The following is a 15,688-nucleotide window of genomic DNA, read 5'->3' on the forward strand; positions in this document are numbered from 1 at the left end:
TTGCAGAACGCTGCGAAACCACCCTACCCTTCACACCCAAATTTCTTCTGCCACGGCCCTTTTGATACTACGCGACAAACACAAGGACACATTGGGCCGCGTTATTAGCGAAACCAGCCTGATCCCAAGGGGGATCAAGGGGTTGAACGTTACCATTCACATCGCGGGCTCGGCATCTCAAAATATACTCCCCTGGCTCTGCCTGCCAAGTGAATGTCCACTTTTGCCACGCATATTGATCTTTCTTTTCCGAAAGCTTTGCCACGCGCCATTCACCCGCGATTTCGACTTCGACTGCCTCAATAGAAACCCCATCGCCTGACCATGCTCGTCCTATCAAATCAACACCTCCCGCTGGCACAAACCGTTTGCGCGATGACCAATCGGGAACACCCGGTGGAACCATCAGGGATTTCACGCGTATGCTCTGTATGGGCGTTCCTACATCATCTTTATGTGCTTTGAACTGATAGGTCTTAACCTGCTGATGGCCATCATAGGGTTTGGTTAGAGCTTCGATATTTGTCAGCCACTTAACGCTCGCCATTCCGTACCAGCCCGGCACAATGATCCGCAAAGGGGCTCCGTGTTGGGGTAGCAAAGGTGCGCCGTTCATCGCGTAAACGAGCAAAACATCGAGCTTTTTAATTTGAGCAAGCGTCAGACTGCGCCCAAAGAAATGGGGTTCGCCCATGTCATATCCATAATCTGCACCGGTGAACGAAATCTCGACGACATCGTCGTTTGGACAGGCTTTTTCAATCAATGGCGCAAGTTTTGTTCCCGTCCATTCAGATGTGCCAACGCCTTCATACAACCAAGGCATCGAAAAGGATCTTGGCGAAACGCCTGCGCGCCCGTTGCCAGCGCACTCCATGGTGACGGGCATTGTCACCGCGGGTAAGGCCATAATGTCAGCGATAGACATTTCAAATGGTGCGTTAAAAGACCCCGAAAATTGTAGGCTATGCGTTGTAGGGTTGAGCAAAGGAACATCAAAATGGCTCAGCAGATAATGGCTTCCTGTGGGAGTGACATCGAGGGCCAAAGTTTCCAGCAAAATACCACTATTTCGATTGGCAAGACCCACTTCAGCTTGGCTATAAATGCCATCTATTGTCGTGGGTTTTTCAGTATAAATTTCGAATGGATTTTTGCTCATAACGGTGCCTATTTTCGTTCAGTCAATTGGCGCATGTAGTTTGGTATGTTTGGTGATAATACCACCGCGATTTCCGACTTCAATCGTGCCATAGCGTTCCTTGAAAATTTCGGGCAATGGGCGATCCCCGCCAATCGACAACCACAAACGCATTAGGTGGCGTCGTTGGCTGGGGTCCGGCCAATCAAGAAATCCAGTACGGTCATGCAGCTGCGAATGGTTGTAGACGAACTGCATGTCCCCGGGCTGTAATTGCATGCCAAAACAAAGTGCAGGATCATTCGCCAACGCATCAAACATGTCCAACGCCTCAATGTGTTCCGCAGAAAGACGCATCGCACCGTCAAATCGCTGGGCGCTGTCGATATATTGGCGCTGGTAGAAGACGGTTAGATACCCCTCGTGCCAGCTGAGTACAGGGATTTTCATGTACGGCTTGGCCCCATCGGGGATCTCGCCACGGCGATCTGTTGCGATTGGATCAAAAAGCTTTTCAAGCAGATCGGGGCGTTCCTGCTTCATCCGATTATAAATCGTTTCGGCACTGACCAGCAGTGATTTCCCACCCTCTTTCGCTTCGCGGATACAAAGCAATCCAACAACATCTGCGCTGTCTGTGTGAAATGTTTGACGTTCGCAGGTTTGGTAAATGCGGCTATTGGGATCATTTGCATCAACACCAATGTCGCGCACATGACCTAAGATATGTCCGTGCGCGTTTTGTGATCTGGCACTCCCAATATGGGCACCAATGCCGCAAAATATAGTGGCGGCGAAGGCTTGTGAATAATTTTCAATCGGCAGACCACGCAGAACCTCAAGCCCGACACCTGCAAGAAGGGTTTGCTTTAGACCCTCGATATGCTCTGCGAATGTCGCCAGCGGAAACGTTTCTTTGCTGATCTCACCGACATCTATGCTAAGACTTTGAAAATGGGCGGCGGCGGTTTCAAGATCGAGCACATCCGCAGCGGTAAGTTGATAAAGCCACGCATCGGGTTTGCGCGCCATGTCAGCCCCCAACCATGCCGAGGGCTTCGTAATTGCATCGGGAAGTTGGGCATTTTGGTTGATTTGGCCTGACATATAGAATCCTTGATTGACTAGGTACTATTTCCTAATTGCATTGCCGGAAAAAACAAAATGAGTTTTAATCATACTCTATGATACCAGAACCATCCCTCGCCGTACTGCGTGCTTTGCAAAGCATCCATGAAACAGGCAGCGTCTCGCAAACAGCCAATGCGCTGGGTGTGACGCAATCTGCAATCAGCCGTTCAATTGGTAACTACGAAAAAGCCATCGGGTTACAAATGCTATGTCGTGATACGCGGCCGCTGCGTCTGACCAAAGAGGGTTTTTTGGTGGTCAAACATGCCACAGAAATCGATCGATCAATCCGAACTTTGGGCGAACGACTTGAGGCGTTAAGACAGGGTAAAGAAGGTGTTGTTCGCATTGGATCGTTCGGGTCTTCGGCGACATCACGCATCTTGCCCGACCTTTTGACAAAGTTTGCGAAACACTACCCCGGCATATCAGTGAGTATTGTTGAAGGCTCAGACGACAGAACCCGTACCGACTTGATCCACGGAAATGTAGATGTAGCGGTGCTTTGCGATCCTGTTGAAGATTTCGAGGCGATCACAATTGCATCGGATGAACTCGTAGCCTTACTGCCCAAGGGGTCCGCGCTATCTAAACGACAAAACCTTTCGCCCACTGACCTTGAGTGCAGGCCATTTGTGATGACGTTGGCGGGTAGCGAGCCTGCTATCTTGGATTGGTTCGAAGCCTCGGGAACCGCGCCAAATATCAAACATCGCATACAACAAACACACTCGATCCTCGAACTTGTCCGAGCGCAGATGGGTGTCGCGATTGTGACCTCGCTCTCTTTGCCCGCAACGTATCATGACGTCATCGTCAAACCCTTGCGACCAACCACAGAACGACACATCCATATGGTTAAGAAGCATGGTAATTCAAATTCAAAAGCGGTTGATGTTTTCTGGAATTTCCTAAGCAGGACAATCCATGAAGAAAGTGCTGATTAACGCAAACGATGGCCAGACGTCAGTCGACTTAGCGTCGGCTACGCGATGCGATCGGCCTGCGGACTGTCATCCATTTGCGCGATCAGGTGATGGTTTAGCCGCTCTGCCAAATACGCGCGGATATCTTTATGCTCAACACTGTCCCAAAGGTTATGCGTTTCCTGCGGATCCTTGCCTAAATCGTAGAGTTCACCCCAGTCTTGGTCGCGATAAATTGTGTAACGCCACTCTTTGGTCAGCAAAGCACGGACGCGCGCGGGGCTGGTAAACCCAAGCCGATTGCCACCATCGTTATACTCGACCAAAGCTTCCTCACGGGGGGCTTCGCCGCCCATGGTGACGGGTAGGAAGCTGCGGCCTTGATTGCCGTTAAAAGGTTCCAATCCCGCGCGCTCCAAAATGGTGGCCGCAAGGTCAACAGTCGAACACAGCGCGTCGGTGCTATCTTGCTCAGGTGCGATAGGGTCAGACCAAATGAAGGGAACGCGCGTAATAGAGCGGTTGGGCAGTGCGCCTTTCAACAGCATGTTGAAGTCACCCAGATAATCGCCGTGATCAGAATTATAACACACCACCGTGTTATCCGCATGACAGCTTTCGGTAAGGGCCGCCATTACGTCACCCACAGCATCATCAACGAACGCCATCATGCCAGCGGTGAGCGCCATCGCCTCTTTCAATTGCTGCTCGTCCAACATCATCGCGGTTTGCGGTGTCGGTTGACCGCCACGTTCGGTCCAGTTGTCATGCAACCAACACATCGGAGGTGTGGGATTTTGATGGGCGTCATAGGGGAGCGAGACATCAAAATCATCAGGGCTATACATATCCCAATATTTGCCCGGCGGATTGAATGGATGATGCGGATCGGGAAAGCTGACGAACGTGAAGAACGGGGTGTCATCGCCGGTGCGCGACGTCAGATAATCCACAGCGCGATCGCGCACATAGGCGGTTGGATAAAGGTCTTCTGGGATTGGCGTGCGGTAGGCTTGTGGGCAGGAATAATTATGTGGCAGCTCGTTTGTGGGATCATGCTGTGCCTTCCAATCAGGGGCAGCATCGCGGAACCATTGACCGTAGTGTCCACCACAGCGGTCCCCGTGGGACGTTACCATATCGACGTGCTGATAGCCGTAATAGGGCGTCTTGATCTCGTAGCGTTGGTCGCTGGTGTAATGCGCCGGTTCTTCGGCGTAAGTGTCTTGGCGCTGCACGCTCCACGCCTCCGATATCGCAGCAACGCTTTCTAGGGTATGGCCCATCGGCGGTTGGCCTGTGAACGGTTGCAAGTGGCTCTTGCCAATTGCAGCGGTGTCGTAACCTGCCCCCGCAAGCACGTCTACAAAGGTGTTTGCAGTTTCAGGCAACACACAACCATTGTAGCGTAGCCCATGCACGCTGGGGTAGCGTCCCGTCAGCAACGAAGCCCGATTGGGCATGCACACAGGGGAGGCGGTATGGAAGTTGTCGAACCGCATGCCGCGTGCCGCAATCGCATCAATATTTGGGGTTTTCAATACGGGGTGCCCGTAACATCCCAGCCAGTCAGCGCGCTGTTGATCTGTAATGAAGAACAGAAAATTAGGTCGTTTGGACATATAAGCCCTTTAGATTTAAATGGCGTGAACGCGGCGCGCACCAACATGGTGCAGTGCAAGCAGTGCAATCGCGAATGTAATAGCGGTGAATTGAATCACCTCGGGTCTCATCAAGATAGCGACTGCTGTGGCAAGCCGGATTAGAACCCAGACGGCACTTAGCTTGCGCGCATCAAACCCCGCAAGAGCACTGGCCACAAGATAAAGCACCAGAACCAGACGCGCCAAAAGCCATGCCAGCGCAGACATTGACACACCGTTTTCATAACCGGGCAGCGGCGCGCGGGACGGGCTAGCGGGGTCGATCAGCGCATGATCGACCAACAAGATTTCGGGGTAAAAGGCAAACACAAATGGGATTGCGAACATCACAATTCCCGATCGCACGGCGCTAAAGCCCGTTGCCATCGGATCCGCCTTGGTGATCGTCGATGCCGCAAAGGCCGCCAGCGCCACGGGAGGGGTAATGGCCGAGGCAATCGCGTAGTAAAAGATGAACATATGTGCGGTGAACGTCGCAATCCCAAGGCCAATCAACATCGGCCCCATCAACAAAGCAACGTTGATATAGGCCGGAACCGCAGGCATCCCCATCCCCAGCAAGATTGCCAGCAACATGGTGATGAACAAAGCGAAGAACTGGATATACGCAGACCCTTCCCCACCAAGATCAAACGACAAGAGGAACCGCAGCACGTCAATCGCTACGAATTTGGACAGACCTGTGAAGTTCAAACAAACGTCGATGACCGAAACGGCGAGCAACATCAGATACAGGGTCGAAATGGTGATCCCGGATTCCGCCAATGCGTCCAGCAATTTGCGTGGGCGGGTGCGGAAGTCTTTGTCGAGGAACATCAAGATCAACACAAAGGCCGCAGCCCACCAGCCGGTAGCGCCGGCATCGCCTGCGGCATTCTGAAAGATTTGTAGCACCCAAGGGAGCGAAGTTACGACACAGCGATCCCCTTGCATGACCGCATCCGCGCCCATTATCGACGCTATTGGCCCACACCCAACCATGTCTTTTGGCGTCAGCAAGAGCAGAAGGATTAACAGGATAGGCAGGAAAATCTGGCACAAGTGCAAGATGTCTTTACCCGAGACGCGCATGTCTTCGGTTAGCTCTCCAAATGCCTCAATCCCTTGCTTGCGTGACTGGAATGACGCGGACAAGAAAAGGCACAGGAAATAGGCAATCGCAGGCAAGGTCGCCGCGATAATCACGTCGCGATAGGGCACACCCGTCATGGCGGCCAAAATAAAGGCGGCGACCCCCATCACAGGTGGCATGATCGAACCGCCGGACGATGCAGCCGCTTCCATTCCTCCTGCGAAAACCCGCGAAAAGCCACGCTGGATCATCATCGGGATGGTCAGAACGCCTGTGGACAACACGTTGACGACTGGGCCGCCGGTGATCGTGCCAAACATCGCAGAACTGACGATCGCCGCATGCGCTGGACCACCGCGTAATTTACGCGTCCAGCGGAACGATAGCTTGATCAAGGTTTGCCCACCTGCGGACTTACCAAACAATGCGCCTAGGATAATGTATGGGAACACCACGCTCATGATCACGCTCATGAACCGCCCCAAAATGCCAGCAGACGTGTTGACCAACGCGTCGTGCACGTTCGGGACACCGTCAAGGAATGTGCGCGGCTCCCCCCCCAGCTTGGTCATCAGATATTTGTTAACGTCGTCCGGTCCGTGAAAATACCACACCAAAACCGTGCCAAATGTGTAGAGCGCCATCGCGATGGACACAGCGACCAGCGGCAGCCCCCAGACCTTAATGTTATAGGCCAAGAAAACCATGATCGAGAGACCCATGATCGCCACCAGCCAAACACCAGTGGTATTCACGCATTTGGGGTCTTCAACGGTGTCGGGAACAGGCAAACCCATCAGATCGGCAAATTCGATTTCTGCTTGGAGTGTTTGTGCCATGATGCGCGCACGCTCGCCATTTAACGAGTCTATCAAGCAAACGCTGTCAATCTCGATCAGGTAGGTTATCGAAATGGCAAATGCGGCCAAGACCAATGCTGCGTCCATGAACGCGCCAAATCCAGCACGCGACGTGCCCTGCCATGCTCGCCACATAGAATGTTTTAACGCCACCACCATCATCATAATGAAGAAAGAGAGGGGGTAAAAATATTCAGTCGGAAACGCCCGTGTTTTTAGATTTTCAATGCCAGTGATGGTCTGCCACATCGCGTCCCATCCGGGGATCACCGGGGTGCTATTGATGATGCCTATAAAGACAAAAACTAATGCGAGTATATAAACCGCACGGGATGGAAAGACCTCGTCTGACGTGATTTTTTTTTGGGTATCGGACATCGGTCACCTTTTGGGACTGTTGCGAATATATGCGGGTGCCACCAAACAAGGCAGCACCCGCAAAGTGTTAGGATTGCTTAGCTCTCAGAGACGGCGCAATCGTCTAGATCATATCCTGCGTCGCGCCATGCGCGTGCAGCAGCAGGGTGATACTGAACCGGATTGGCACCGCACATACCCTGCATTGGCTCATCAAAAGCGACTGTATCACCAAACGGCGCTTTGGCCTTCAGGGCATCCATAGATGCAACATAGGCGGACACCAGATCATAGACCAATGTGTCGTCCATGTTCTTGTTCACAACCAGTCCACCAACAGTGGCAAACGCACGAAACGTGTCGTCCTCAGACACAAACGTCCAATCCTCGCCCATTGTCTCGGACAGATCAGCAACGCTAATGGTAAATGGCGCGCTGCCCGGTGCACCCATGTATTTCTGCATGGCTTCACCGTCGTATATGTCCTTTGGCATGGACCAACCGGTCGCCTTTCCTGCCGCAGTCATTGTTGTCAGACGACTGCCCGGAAACAGTTCTGGTAGGACAACCGCATCTGGCTCACCACTTGAAATGACCGAAGTGGCCTGCCCCCAATTGGTTTGCATGCCCGTATAGCCTTCGCCGTCTTTTAGACCGGTGATAATCTGGATCATGCTGCGCGCATTGGTAAGCGCACCACCACGCGGTGGGCCGTTAAAGATCTTACGGCCTTCAATGTCGTCCCAACCTTTGATCCCCTTGGCGTCATACGCAAACAAGAAAAACACGCCCAAAGTCACCGGAGTGATGGCGCGCAAGTTGCCAGCAAGCTCGGCACCTTTTTCAGCGCCCAACGATCCGAAGGGACCAACGCCGCGGCTCATCAAGAACGGCAGGATGTAGGGCGTGCCAGCGATGTCAGTCTTGCCTTCGGCAACGTTCTGGATCGAGTTGGTCAGCGTTTGACCTTCGGCAAGCTGGATATTCGCAATGCCTTGGGTCCCAGCAATTTCAGTCATGTGAGCGGGTGATAAATGCACCGCCCCACCTGGGCTGGCAGTTTCAGCGGTCAAATTGACCTGTGCGAATGCACTGGTCGTCATTGAAAGTGCGGCGGCTGCTGCCACCATTAAGGTCATCGGTTTCATCGTATCCTCCCTGATAAATTAACCGTTGTCGTTTCTTTCATCCAGATGCTTGGCTGCATCATTGATCATGTCAAGCAAACGTTTGACCTCTGCGAGGTCGTCGTCCTTCATGGAGTGAGTGACAGTTTTGAGCAGCTCTTGCGCGCGCGGCCAGATCCGCGACACCAACTCCATTCCACTTGGCGTCAGCGAAATCAGCTTGCGTCGGCGATTTTTTGGGTCGTCGCGGCGCTCGATCAGCCCCTTTTTTTCCAGCGATGCCGCAGCGCGACTGCCATGTGCGGGATCGAGCGACGTTTGCTGCGTAATTTTGGCAAGATGGCAGGTGCCAAATCGCGCGACAGAAAACACAAGCTGCCATTCGATCAACGGCACGTTATCAGGTTGCAGCACGTCCCGGATCATAGCGCGCCTGATACGGCTGGTGAAAGCACGTGCGCGCAGGATGATAAAATCATCCACATCATCATAAGGGATCAAGGCGTCATGCAATTGTGTTTTCCCAAGTATCGGCAGAATCATCAAATCTTAGTTGGCAAACGCAACATATGGCAAGTGCAATAACAGCCACCCTCGATCAAAGCCCACCCTGCACTTGCATGAACTCAAGCCCCATTGCTTTTAGAGGTTGGGTTGAGTGCCCGCGAGGTCACGTCTAATGTTCGTGAAAGTTTTACGAAATCAATGCATTGCAATTTGTTACATTATAAAATAAATACAAATTCAACAATTGCAGGCAAAGCGATGCGAAAATCAGCTGACGCGCGACAAACAGATGTTTTGACTGTGCTGAGCGCCTGCGACAGGCCCATGACAGCATACCAAATCCTTGAACAACTTCAGCTCGCTGAACCCGACATGGCCCCCCCAACCGTATATCGCACACTCTCAGCCCTAACCGATCAGGGACGTGCTCATCGGCTGGAATCGATAAAAGCGTTTGTAGCTTGCCGCTGCAATCACATCGAAAGCCTGCCGGTTCTATCAATCTGTGAAGATTGCGGATCCGTCGAAGAGAACGATGGCAGCGACTTGCTGCCCACTTTGACCGCGCTCACCAATCAAAACGCGTTTCACGCGCATCGACATATCATTGAAATTCACGGCCAGTGCGGATCTTGCGCGGCTTAACCCCTCTCTTTTAAAAACTATTGGAGTTCCTATGAAACACGCTCTTTCCCTTGTCGCCCTGCTTGCCCCCATTATCGCATTTGCCGAAGATACCCGCCAACTGGATGCGCATGAGCATGGTGTTGGGGCACTTAATATTGCGATTGATGGCACGACTGTCGCCATGGAATTTCATGCACCCGGTGCCGATATTGTCGGGTTCGAATACAAGGCGGAAAACGACGTTGACCTTGCGAAGGTGAGTGCAGCAATTGAGACGCTCGCCGCTCCACTCGCACTATTTGTAATGCCAAAGGCAGCCGCGTGCTCTTTGATAGATGCAAAAGCCGAACTTGAGGCCGAAGAAGATCACGACGCGCACGAGGATGAGGGTCAAACGGATCACAATGACCATGACGATCATGATGATGAAAAGCACGATGAGCATGATCATAAGAACGATGGACATGATGACCACGAAGAGCATGCCGAGGAAACGGGCCACACCGAATTTCATGCTGAATATAATCTAACGTGCACGATGCCTGACGCCTTGAATACAATCACGTTCAATTATTTCGACGCATTCCCCAACGCCAAGGAAGTCGACGTGCAGATCATCACAGCATCTGGCGCACAAGCCTTTGAGGTTATGCGCAGCGCACCAAATTTAGCGCTGGATCGGTAACTGCACGTGACGGATGGTGTTCTAAACCTTTCTGATCTTGCCTATCATTGGCCGGGACGCTCGGGGTTTTCCCTCGCAGTGCCTCGGCTTGAAATCGCAAAAGGTGAATCGATCTTGTTATTGGGCGAAAGTGGCTCGGGCAAGTCGACCCTTTTGTCGCTGATCTGTGGCACTATTCTGCCAGATCGTGGGTCGATCACGATAGCGGGGACAGACATCACAACGCTTTCGGGTGGTGCGCGGGACCGGTTTCGCGCAGAACAGATCGGGGTGATCTTTCAGCAGTTCAATTTGCTCCCTTTTGGGACCGTCTCGGATAATATTCTCTTGCCGCTTCGGTTTGCACCAAAGCGACGCAAACGCGCGGGTGATGCGAGCGCGCAAGCAATGGCGCTTGCCACCGCACTAGGGCTGCCTAAAGGCGTCCTCGGCACAAAGGCTACCTCGCTTAGCGTCGGACAACAGCAACGCGTCGCCGTTGCGCGCGCTTTGATCGGGCAACCGCCGCTTATCATCTTGGATGAACCGACATCCGCCCTTGATGCCAACAGCCAAGCTGCGTTTCTTGATCTTTTGTTCGCTCAAACTGAAGCGCATCAAACCTCGTTATTAATGGTCAGCCATGATTCACGACTGGGCAAGCGTTTTGACCGCGTCATTCGTATTGAGGACATCGCGCAGATTGAAAGGACCACCCTATGATCATGCGTCTTGCTATTGCCTCGCTCTTCGCGCGCGCTTTGACCGTGGGTATGACCATCCTCGCGATAGCCTTGTCGGTCGCGCTTTTCCTTGGTGTTGAAAAGGTGCGCACAGGGGCCAAGGCCAGCTTTGCTGACACGATATCAGGCACCGATTTGATCTTTGGCGCGCGCTCTGGCTCTGTCCAATTGCTGCTTTATTCCGTGTTTCGTATCGGCAACGCGACGAACAATGTAACGTGGGACAGTTATCAAGACATTGCGACGCGCAGCGAAGTCGAATGGATTGTTCCGATCTCGCTCGGCGACAGTCATCGCCAGTTCAGGGTCATGGGCACCAGCCAAGCTTTTTTCGAGCACTACAAATATCGCCAAGGCAGATCACTGGAGGTGGCAGACGGTGTCATCATAGATGATCTCTTTGATACAGTAATCGGCGCGGATGTGGCGGCGACCTTGGGGTATGTTGTCGGCGATCCGATCATAGTCGCGCATGGCTTGGCCTCCTTCGCGCAGCACAAAGATCAACCGTTCCGCGTGTCTGGGATCTTGGAAAAAACAGGGACACCCGTGGACCGGACCGTCATCGTAAGCATGGAAGCGATTGAGGCGATCCATGTGGATTGGCAAGGCGGTGCGCAGGTTCAAGGGCAAGCGACGCCTGCCGGTACAATCCGCGCGATGGAGCTGAAACCCAAAGCCATTACCGCCGCACTTGTTGGTGTGAAAAGCCCTTTGCAGACCTTCCGACTACAACGCGCCATCAATGAATACGGCCAAGAGCCCCTGCTCGCGATTTTGCCCGGTGTCGCCTTGCAAGAACTCTGGGGCATCGTTGGCATTGCAGAAACCGCGCTGCTTGCGGTGTCTGCAATGGTGGTTGTGACAGCCCTGATCGGCATGATGGCGACGATTTTCTCTAGCCTAAACGAACGCCGCCGCGAAATGGCAATTTTTCGCGCGATGGGCGCGCGACCTGCGACAATTCTCAGTATGCTGGTCCTTGAGGCCATGCTTATGGCCGCCCTCGGCGCGCTCTTGGGGCTAGCGCTGCTCTATGTCGGTCTTACCCTCGCTCAGCCTATTCTCGACAGTGCCTTTGGGCTTTGGTTGCCAATTGATCCGCCTAGTCTTCGTGAAGTGTGGGTCATGCTTGGTGTCATAGCAGCTGGCGCAATTGTGAGCATGGTTCCGGCACTTAGGGCTTACAGAATGTCGCTGGCAGATGGTATGATGGTCAAAACCTAACACCCGGCATGAGGTGAAGTGATGCTAAATCGAAGATCTACTTTGATGCTTTTGTCAGCAGCGCTGAGCGTCCCAAAAACGGCTTTTGCAGCAACACCGCGTGAAATCACATGGGACGATCTGCTCCCTGCAGGGGTGCCTTATTCGGAAATCATCGGTCAAGGCGAGATCGATGAAACCAATGACACTTGGAACCCGATCTATGATGAAAACGCATTTATATTAAACGAAACGCTCGACGGCGCGTATATCAAAATGCCGGGGTTCATTATCCCGTTCGAGACCGGTTCAAAGGGTGTCACGGAATTCATGCTTGTCCCCTATACTGGTGCTTGCATTCACACCCCGCCCCCGCCCGCAAACCAACTTGTTATGGTCAACGCCGAAACACCCTGGCCTGGTGATCGCCTTTGGGATCCCGTTTGGGTGATTGGAATGATGCGCACGCAATTGCAATCTACTGATCTTGGTCAAACAGGCTATGCCATCGTGGCGGATCAGATGGAGGTATACGAATGGTAAGTCACACCTTGCAAAGACGCATGGTTCTTGCAGGCTTGGCAGCCAAGGCGTTTATCCCAAGTATTGCCCTTGCTGAAGAATATATCGACCTTGATTGGTCCGATCTGCTGCCTGAAAATGAAACGGCTGTTCCGACCTTTTTGCGTGGGATGATTGACCACGAGCAAGCCCCACTTAACAGTGAGCAACCGACATCAAGCGGTGTGCGCACCGATTGGAACAGCCAAATTGTGCGCCTACCCGGGTTCATCGTTCCGATTGATTATAGCGGCGCAAGCGTCACAGCGTTTATCCTCGTGCCCTATGCGGGTGCCTGCGTCCATGTCCCACCACCCCCTGCAAACCAATTGGTCTTTGTCACAACCCAAACGCCGTATGAGAGCAAAGGGTTGTACGAGCCTGTGAATGTGATCGGAATGTTTGGCGTGTCGTCTCTAAGGACGCATCTGGCAGACATTGGATACGCAATATCAGCGGAAAAAATCGAGGCGTTTCGCACCTAGTAGGATTATGTGAATCCCGCTTTTATTAAAATTCCAACGGCGTCTTGGGCAATTTTTCAAGTGCGCAGGACAAGACATAAATACTGCTAGCCCGAAACCAAACGCGCTGCATAAACACTACCAAACAGCACAGGTTGATGGATCAAATAGATCGCAAGAGAATGTTGCCCCGGCCATGACGCAATCTTGGCCCAGCGCGTGTCTGCATCAATCGATCCTGCAACCTCACCCCAAAGCCCCAAACGCGCGGCCAGTTGTGCAGCCGCCATGCCAAGCAGAAAAATTCCAAGCCAAGGGATAAGCGGTGCATAATCCACCATGGGCGGAAGTTGCGTGGATTTGCCAAGCCAAAGCCAATTCGCGCTACCAAGGAACGGCCAATTCGTCGCGTAGGGTATCGCAAGGATCGCCCCGCCAAGCAGGCCCGTCAGCCAAAATGGACGGCGCAAAACGAGAAGGCCCAAGATGCTAGCAGCGAACATCAGATGTAAAATTCCAAAGCGCACGAATGCATTGCCCATAGACACATACGTGCCCGCAGTCACCGCAAGTGCGGCCAGCCCCAACATCGCAAGTCGTTTGATGTATTTACGCGGTTGGATTGGGCCGTCTTGCACCGCTAGGACGAGGCTAACACCAGACAGAAAGATAAAGCTACCGGCGATAACCCAAGCAAACACCACCCATTCGCGGCTTGCCATGGTTCCGCGCGGTGCGAAGCCAAACATTTCAAGATCATACGTGAAATGAAAGATCACCATTGCGCACAATGCACTTGTGCGCGCAATATCGATTAGTGCAATTCTGCGCGGTGTTCCCATCGGCGGCACTCCCTTTGCGTTCACCTTATGCATTGGCAACCGAGATCACCAGATCCAGTATGGTCTTAGACTTATGTCCTTTTAAATTGTTCACCGCACTCCCTGCCGTTAATGTTTTCCAATGATCCTACGCACACTTACGCCAGAACAAACCTATCCGATCCGTCACAAGGTTCTTCGTCCAGACGGACGCTTGGCCGAAGTCTTTGTCGACGGCGACGTAAACGCCTTGCATCTCGGGATCGAATTTGAGGGGGTCTTGGTCGGCGTTGGCTAACTCTTTGAAAGCCATGAACAAGGGGATCAAAGCATCAGACTTCGCAAACCCGCGGTTTTGGCATCACACCAAAAACGCGGGTTTGGTGGCACCCTTATCCGCGCGTTTGAGCAAGAAGCACGGCGCAGACACATGCGCCATTTTTGGTTCGATGCCCGCAAGACTGCTGCCAGATTTTATCAACGTCTGGGATTTGAAGGCTACGGCGATGAGTTTCAAAAAAATGACCGAGCCTACATTAGGATGCAAAAGATACTGTAGCACCCACACGAGTTAACGCCCGACATAAGGCAATTTTTTGAACCACACCCCATTCATAGCCAGCTCGCATACTCCTTGATCCAGTCTTGGCGCAATCTATCCCCTTGCCCTATAAAACCATCGCCCAATTCTTTGAACGCATTAATCCGATCAGGTCAAAAATGGCGAAGATCCTGTCGCAGTTCACACCAAGCAGCGATCACAATCACCTCGCAATGGTACGCAATAGCGATTGGCCAAATGATGCGCTGCGTTTCAGCCCCCTCTTTGGCTTGGTAGGTAATCTGCAATTTGCGTTCTTCACGGATCGCTTTTCGCACGATTGTTAGATCGACCAGCTTTGGTTCATCCACACCCCACGTTGACGCAAACACAGTCGCACTTAATCGCGTCGCTTCGGTCAGTTTTTGTGCAGCACTTTTGGCTGCACGGTTCAAACCCCGATCCCCTGTGCGTGCGATTAGGGCCAAGCCAACGGTTATCGCCTCGGCCTCTTCCACGTTGAAATTGACAGGCGGCAAATCAAAACCCAGACGCATAATGTAACCAACGCCAGCCTCGCCCTCTACGGGAACCCGCATGGCTTGCAAGGCAGCTATATCGCGATAGATCGTGCGCTTGGTAACCTCTAGCTCTTGCGCAATCGCTTGCGCCGTGCGCGGGTGTTTGGCGTTGCGCAGAATTTGGATGATCTCAAACATCCGCGTTGATCGGCCCATCTTTATTCAACCTCTCAGAAAACCCGTATCTAGTTTAAACAAATACCACTACATCACTGCTGACCATATGGTGTCAGCAGTGTCGTGTTAGACTAGGTGGCACGCAAGGCGAGAGACATAGAATGAACGACAGTTTAACAGCTAATCACAAAGCCGGCGTCATTCTGGTGTGCTTGTCAGCGGTCACGTTCAGCACAGCGGGCATATTCACAAAGGCCGTCAGCGCGACAGCTTGGGATGTTATCTTTTGGCGCGGTATCAGTGCAGTCGTGATCACGCTTATGGTTCTATGGTTTCGAGGCGCCGTCAAAGACGAGATGCGCCGCTTCCGCGCACCCGCATTGCTGGCAGCGTTTATCATGGCCTCAGGAACCGCCGCCTTTATCCCCGCCTTCAAGCTAACGACGATCGCAAATGTTTCGATCATTTGGGCAACCACCCCGTTTATTACCGCCCTGCTCGCTTGGCTGCTCATCAAAGAAGCCCCATCACGCCGCGTTCTTATGTGTAGCGCGCTCGCTATCGGCGGCGTCTTGATC

Annotated in this window: 18 protein-coding genes; 10 read left to right on the top strand and 8 right to left on the bottom strand. The window is 52.7% G+C overall.

Features of this window, described 5'->3' with window-relative positions; all coding sequences use genetic code 11:
* Nucleotides 1–67: 67 nt before the first annotated feature.
* Complete coding sequence (locus QZ279_RS12425) at nt 68–1,162, bottom strand: molybdopterin-dependent oxidoreductase (protein WP_293451322.1); 1,095 nt, start codon at nt 1,160–1,162, stop codon at nt 68–70.
* A gap of 18 nt (nt 1,163–1,180) precedes the next feature.
* Nucleotides 1,181–2,248 carry a TauD/TfdA family dioxygenase gene (locus QZ279_RS12430; RefSeq protein ID WP_293451324.1) on the bottom strand — a complete coding sequence of 356 codons (1,068 nt, stop codon included), beginning with the start codon at nt 2,246–2,248 and terminating at the stop codon, nt 1,181–1,183.
* 77 nt (nt 2,249–2,325) lie between these two features.
* On the opposite strand from QZ279_RS12430, the gene QZ279_RS12435 reads away from it, so the two are divergent.
* Complete coding sequence (locus QZ279_RS12435) at nt 2,326–3,219, top strand: LysR family transcriptional regulator (RefSeq protein ID WP_293451326.1); 894 nt, start codon at nt 2,326–2,328, stop codon at nt 3,217–3,219.
* 38 nt (nt 3,220–3,257) lie between these two features.
* Here the strand turns inward: QZ279_RS12435 and QZ279_RS12440 are convergent, their stop codons facing one another.
* The 4 genes from QZ279_RS12440 to QZ279_RS12455 form a co-directional block, all read right to left on the bottom strand.
* Nucleotides 3,258–4,820: a sulfatase-like hydrolase/transferase gene (locus QZ279_RS12440; protein ID WP_293451328.1), complete on the bottom strand. Its 1,563-nt coding sequence runs from the start codon at nt 4,818–4,820 to the stop codon at nt 3,258–3,260.
* A 15-nt stretch (nt 4,821–4,835) separates the two neighbouring features.
* Nucleotides 4,836–7,172 carry a TRAP transporter fused permease subunit gene (locus tag QZ279_RS12445; RefSeq protein ID WP_293451330.1) on the bottom strand — a complete coding sequence of 779 codons (2,337 nt, stop codon included), beginning with the start codon at nt 7,170–7,172 and terminating at the stop codon, nt 4,836–4,838.
* Between the two features lie 77 nt (nt 7,173–7,249).
* Nucleotides 7,250–8,299, bottom strand: coding sequence for a TAXI family TRAP transporter solute-binding subunit (locus tag QZ279_RS12450; RefSeq protein WP_293451332.1), 1,050 nt, complete (start codon nt 8,297–8,299; stop codon nt 7,250–7,252).
* 18 nt (nt 8,300–8,317) lie between these two features.
* Nucleotides 8,318–8,821 carry a winged helix DNA-binding protein gene (locus tag QZ279_RS12455; protein WP_293451334.1) on the bottom strand — a complete coding sequence of 168 codons (504 nt, stop codon included), beginning with the start codon at nt 8,819–8,821 and terminating at the stop codon, nt 8,318–8,320.
* A 222-nt stretch (nt 8,822–9,043) separates the two neighbouring features.
* Here QZ279_RS12455 and QZ279_RS12460 point away from each other — a divergent pair, with 222 nt between their 5' ends.
* The 6 genes from QZ279_RS12460 to QZ279_RS12485 are packed head-to-tail and all read left to right on the top strand — an operon-like array spanning nt 9,044 to nt 13,071.
* Entirely contained in the window at nt 9,044–9,430 is a 387-nt protein-coding gene (locus QZ279_RS12460; RefSeq protein WP_293451336.1) for a Fur family transcriptional regulator, read from the top strand.
* Between the two features lie 31 nt (nt 9,431–9,461).
* Nucleotides 9,462–10,097, top strand: coding sequence for a DUF2796 domain-containing protein (locus QZ279_RS12465; RefSeq protein WP_293451338.1), 636 nt, complete (start codon nt 9,462–9,464; stop codon nt 10,095–10,097).
* Nucleotides 10,098–10,103: 6 nt separating this feature from the next.
* On the top strand, nt 10,104–10,799 hold the full coding sequence (locus QZ279_RS12470; RefSeq protein ID WP_293451340.1) for an ABC transporter ATP-binding protein: 696 nt from the start codon (nt 10,104–10,106) through the stop codon (nt 10,797–10,799).
* Complete coding sequence (locus QZ279_RS12475) at nt 10,796–12,046, top strand: ABC transporter permease (RefSeq protein WP_293451342.1); 1,251 nt, start codon at nt 10,796–10,798, stop codon at nt 12,044–12,046. Before QZ279_RS12470 ends, QZ279_RS12475 begins: the two co-directional genes overlap by 4 nt.
* Before the next feature lie 21 nt (nt 12,047–12,067).
* Nucleotides 12,068–12,568, top strand: a complete 501-nt coding sequence (locus QZ279_RS12480; protein ID WP_293451344.1) for a DUF3299 domain-containing protein — start codon at nt 12,068–12,070, stop codon at nt 12,566–12,568.
* On the top strand, nt 12,562–13,071 hold the full coding sequence (locus QZ279_RS12485) for a DUF3299 domain-containing protein (RefSeq protein WP_293451346.1): 510 nt from the start codon (nt 12,562–12,564) through the stop codon (nt 13,069–13,071). Before QZ279_RS12480 ends, QZ279_RS12485 begins: the two co-directional genes overlap by 7 nt.
* Nucleotides 13,072–13,157: 86 nt before the next feature.
* On the opposite strand, the gene QZ279_RS12490 is transcribed toward QZ279_RS12485, so the two are convergent.
* On the bottom strand, nt 13,158–13,892 hold the full coding sequence (locus tag QZ279_RS12490) for a heparan-alpha-glucosaminide N-acetyltransferase (protein ID WP_293451348.1): 735 nt from the start codon (nt 13,890–13,892) through the stop codon (nt 13,158–13,160).
* A gap of 121 nt (nt 13,893–14,013) precedes the next feature.
* Here QZ279_RS12490 and QZ279_RS12495 point away from each other — a divergent pair, with 121 nt between their 5' ends.
* Complete coding sequence (locus QZ279_RS12495; protein WP_293451350.1) at nt 14,014–14,169, top strand: hypothetical protein; 156 nt, start codon at nt 14,014–14,016, stop codon at nt 14,167–14,169.
* Between the two features lie 57 nt (nt 14,170–14,226).
* Nucleotides 14,227–14,430 carry a GNAT family N-acetyltransferase gene (locus tag QZ279_RS15785; protein ID WP_366513959.1) on the top strand — a complete coding sequence of 68 codons (204 nt, stop codon included), beginning with the start codon at nt 14,227–14,229 and terminating at the stop codon, nt 14,428–14,430.
* 155 nt (nt 14,431–14,585) lie between these two features.
* On the opposite strand, the gene QZ279_RS12505 is transcribed toward QZ279_RS15785, so the two are convergent.
* Nucleotides 14,586–15,149, bottom strand: coding sequence for a YafY family protein (locus QZ279_RS12505; protein WP_293451354.1), 564 nt, complete (start codon nt 15,147–15,149; stop codon nt 14,586–14,588).
* Nucleotides 15,150–15,271: 122 nt separating this feature from the next.
* Here QZ279_RS12505 and QZ279_RS12510 point away from each other — a divergent pair.
* A partial coding sequence (locus tag QZ279_RS12510; protein ID WP_293451356.1) for a DMT family transporter occupies nt 15,272–15,688 on the top strand: 417 nt, incomplete at its 3' end.

It is taken from the genome of Planktotalea sp. (genome assembly GCF_018607965.1).
GTDB lineage: Bacteria > Pseudomonadota > Alphaproteobacteria > Rhodobacterales > Rhodobacteraceae > Planktotalea.

Coding starts and splice junctions, on each gene's coding strand:
- QZ279_RS12425 (WP_293451322.1), bottom strand. CDS start 1,162: ATGAGCAAAAATCCATTCGAAATTTATACTGAAAAACCCACGACAATA.
- QZ279_RS12430 (WP_293451324.1), bottom strand. CDS start 2,248: ATGTCAGGCCAAATCAACCAAAATGCCCAACTTCCCGATGCAATTACG.
- QZ279_RS12435 (WP_293451326.1), top strand. CDS start 2,326: ATGATACCAGAACCATCCCTCGCCGTACTGCGTGCTTTGCAAAGCATC.
- QZ279_RS12440 (WP_293451328.1), bottom strand. CDS start 4,820: ATGTCCAAACGACCTAATTTTCTGTTCTTCATTACAGATCAACAGCGC.
- QZ279_RS12445 (WP_293451330.1), bottom strand. CDS start 7,172: ATGTCCGATACCCAAAAAAAAATCACGTCAGACGAGGTCTTTCCATCC.
- QZ279_RS12450 (WP_293451332.1), bottom strand. CDS start 8,299: ATGAAACCGATGACCTTAATGGTGGCAGCAGCCGCCGCACTTTCAATG.
- QZ279_RS12455 (WP_293451334.1), bottom strand. CDS start 8,821: ATGATTCTGCCGATACTTGGGAAAACACAATTGCATGACGCCTTGATC.
- QZ279_RS12460 (WP_293451336.1), top strand. CDS start 9,044: ATGCGAAAATCAGCTGACGCGCGACAAACAGATGTTTTGACTGTGCTG.
- QZ279_RS12465 (WP_293451338.1), top strand. CDS start 9,462: ATGAAACACGCTCTTTCCCTTGTCGCCCTGCTTGCCCCCATTATCGCA.
- QZ279_RS12475 (WP_293451342.1), top strand. CDS start 10,796: ATGATCATGCGTCTTGCTATTGCCTCGCTCTTCGCGCGCGCTTTGACC.
- QZ279_RS12480 (WP_293451344.1), top strand. CDS start 12,068: ATGCTAAATCGAAGATCTACTTTGATGCTTTTGTCAGCAGCGCTGAGC.
- QZ279_RS12485 (WP_293451346.1), top strand. CDS start 12,562: ATGGTAAGTCACACCTTGCAAAGACGCATGGTTCTTGCAGGCTTGGCA.
- QZ279_RS12490 (WP_293451348.1), bottom strand. CDS start 13,892: ATGGGAACACCGCGCAGAATTGCACTAATCGATATTGCGCGCACAAGT.
- QZ279_RS12495 (WP_293451350.1), top strand. CDS start 14,014: ATGATCCTACGCACACTTACGCCAGAACAAACCTATCCGATCCGTCAC.
- QZ279_RS12505 (WP_293451354.1), bottom strand. CDS start 15,149: ATGGGCCGATCAACGCGGATGTTTGAGATCATCCAAATTCTGCGCAAC.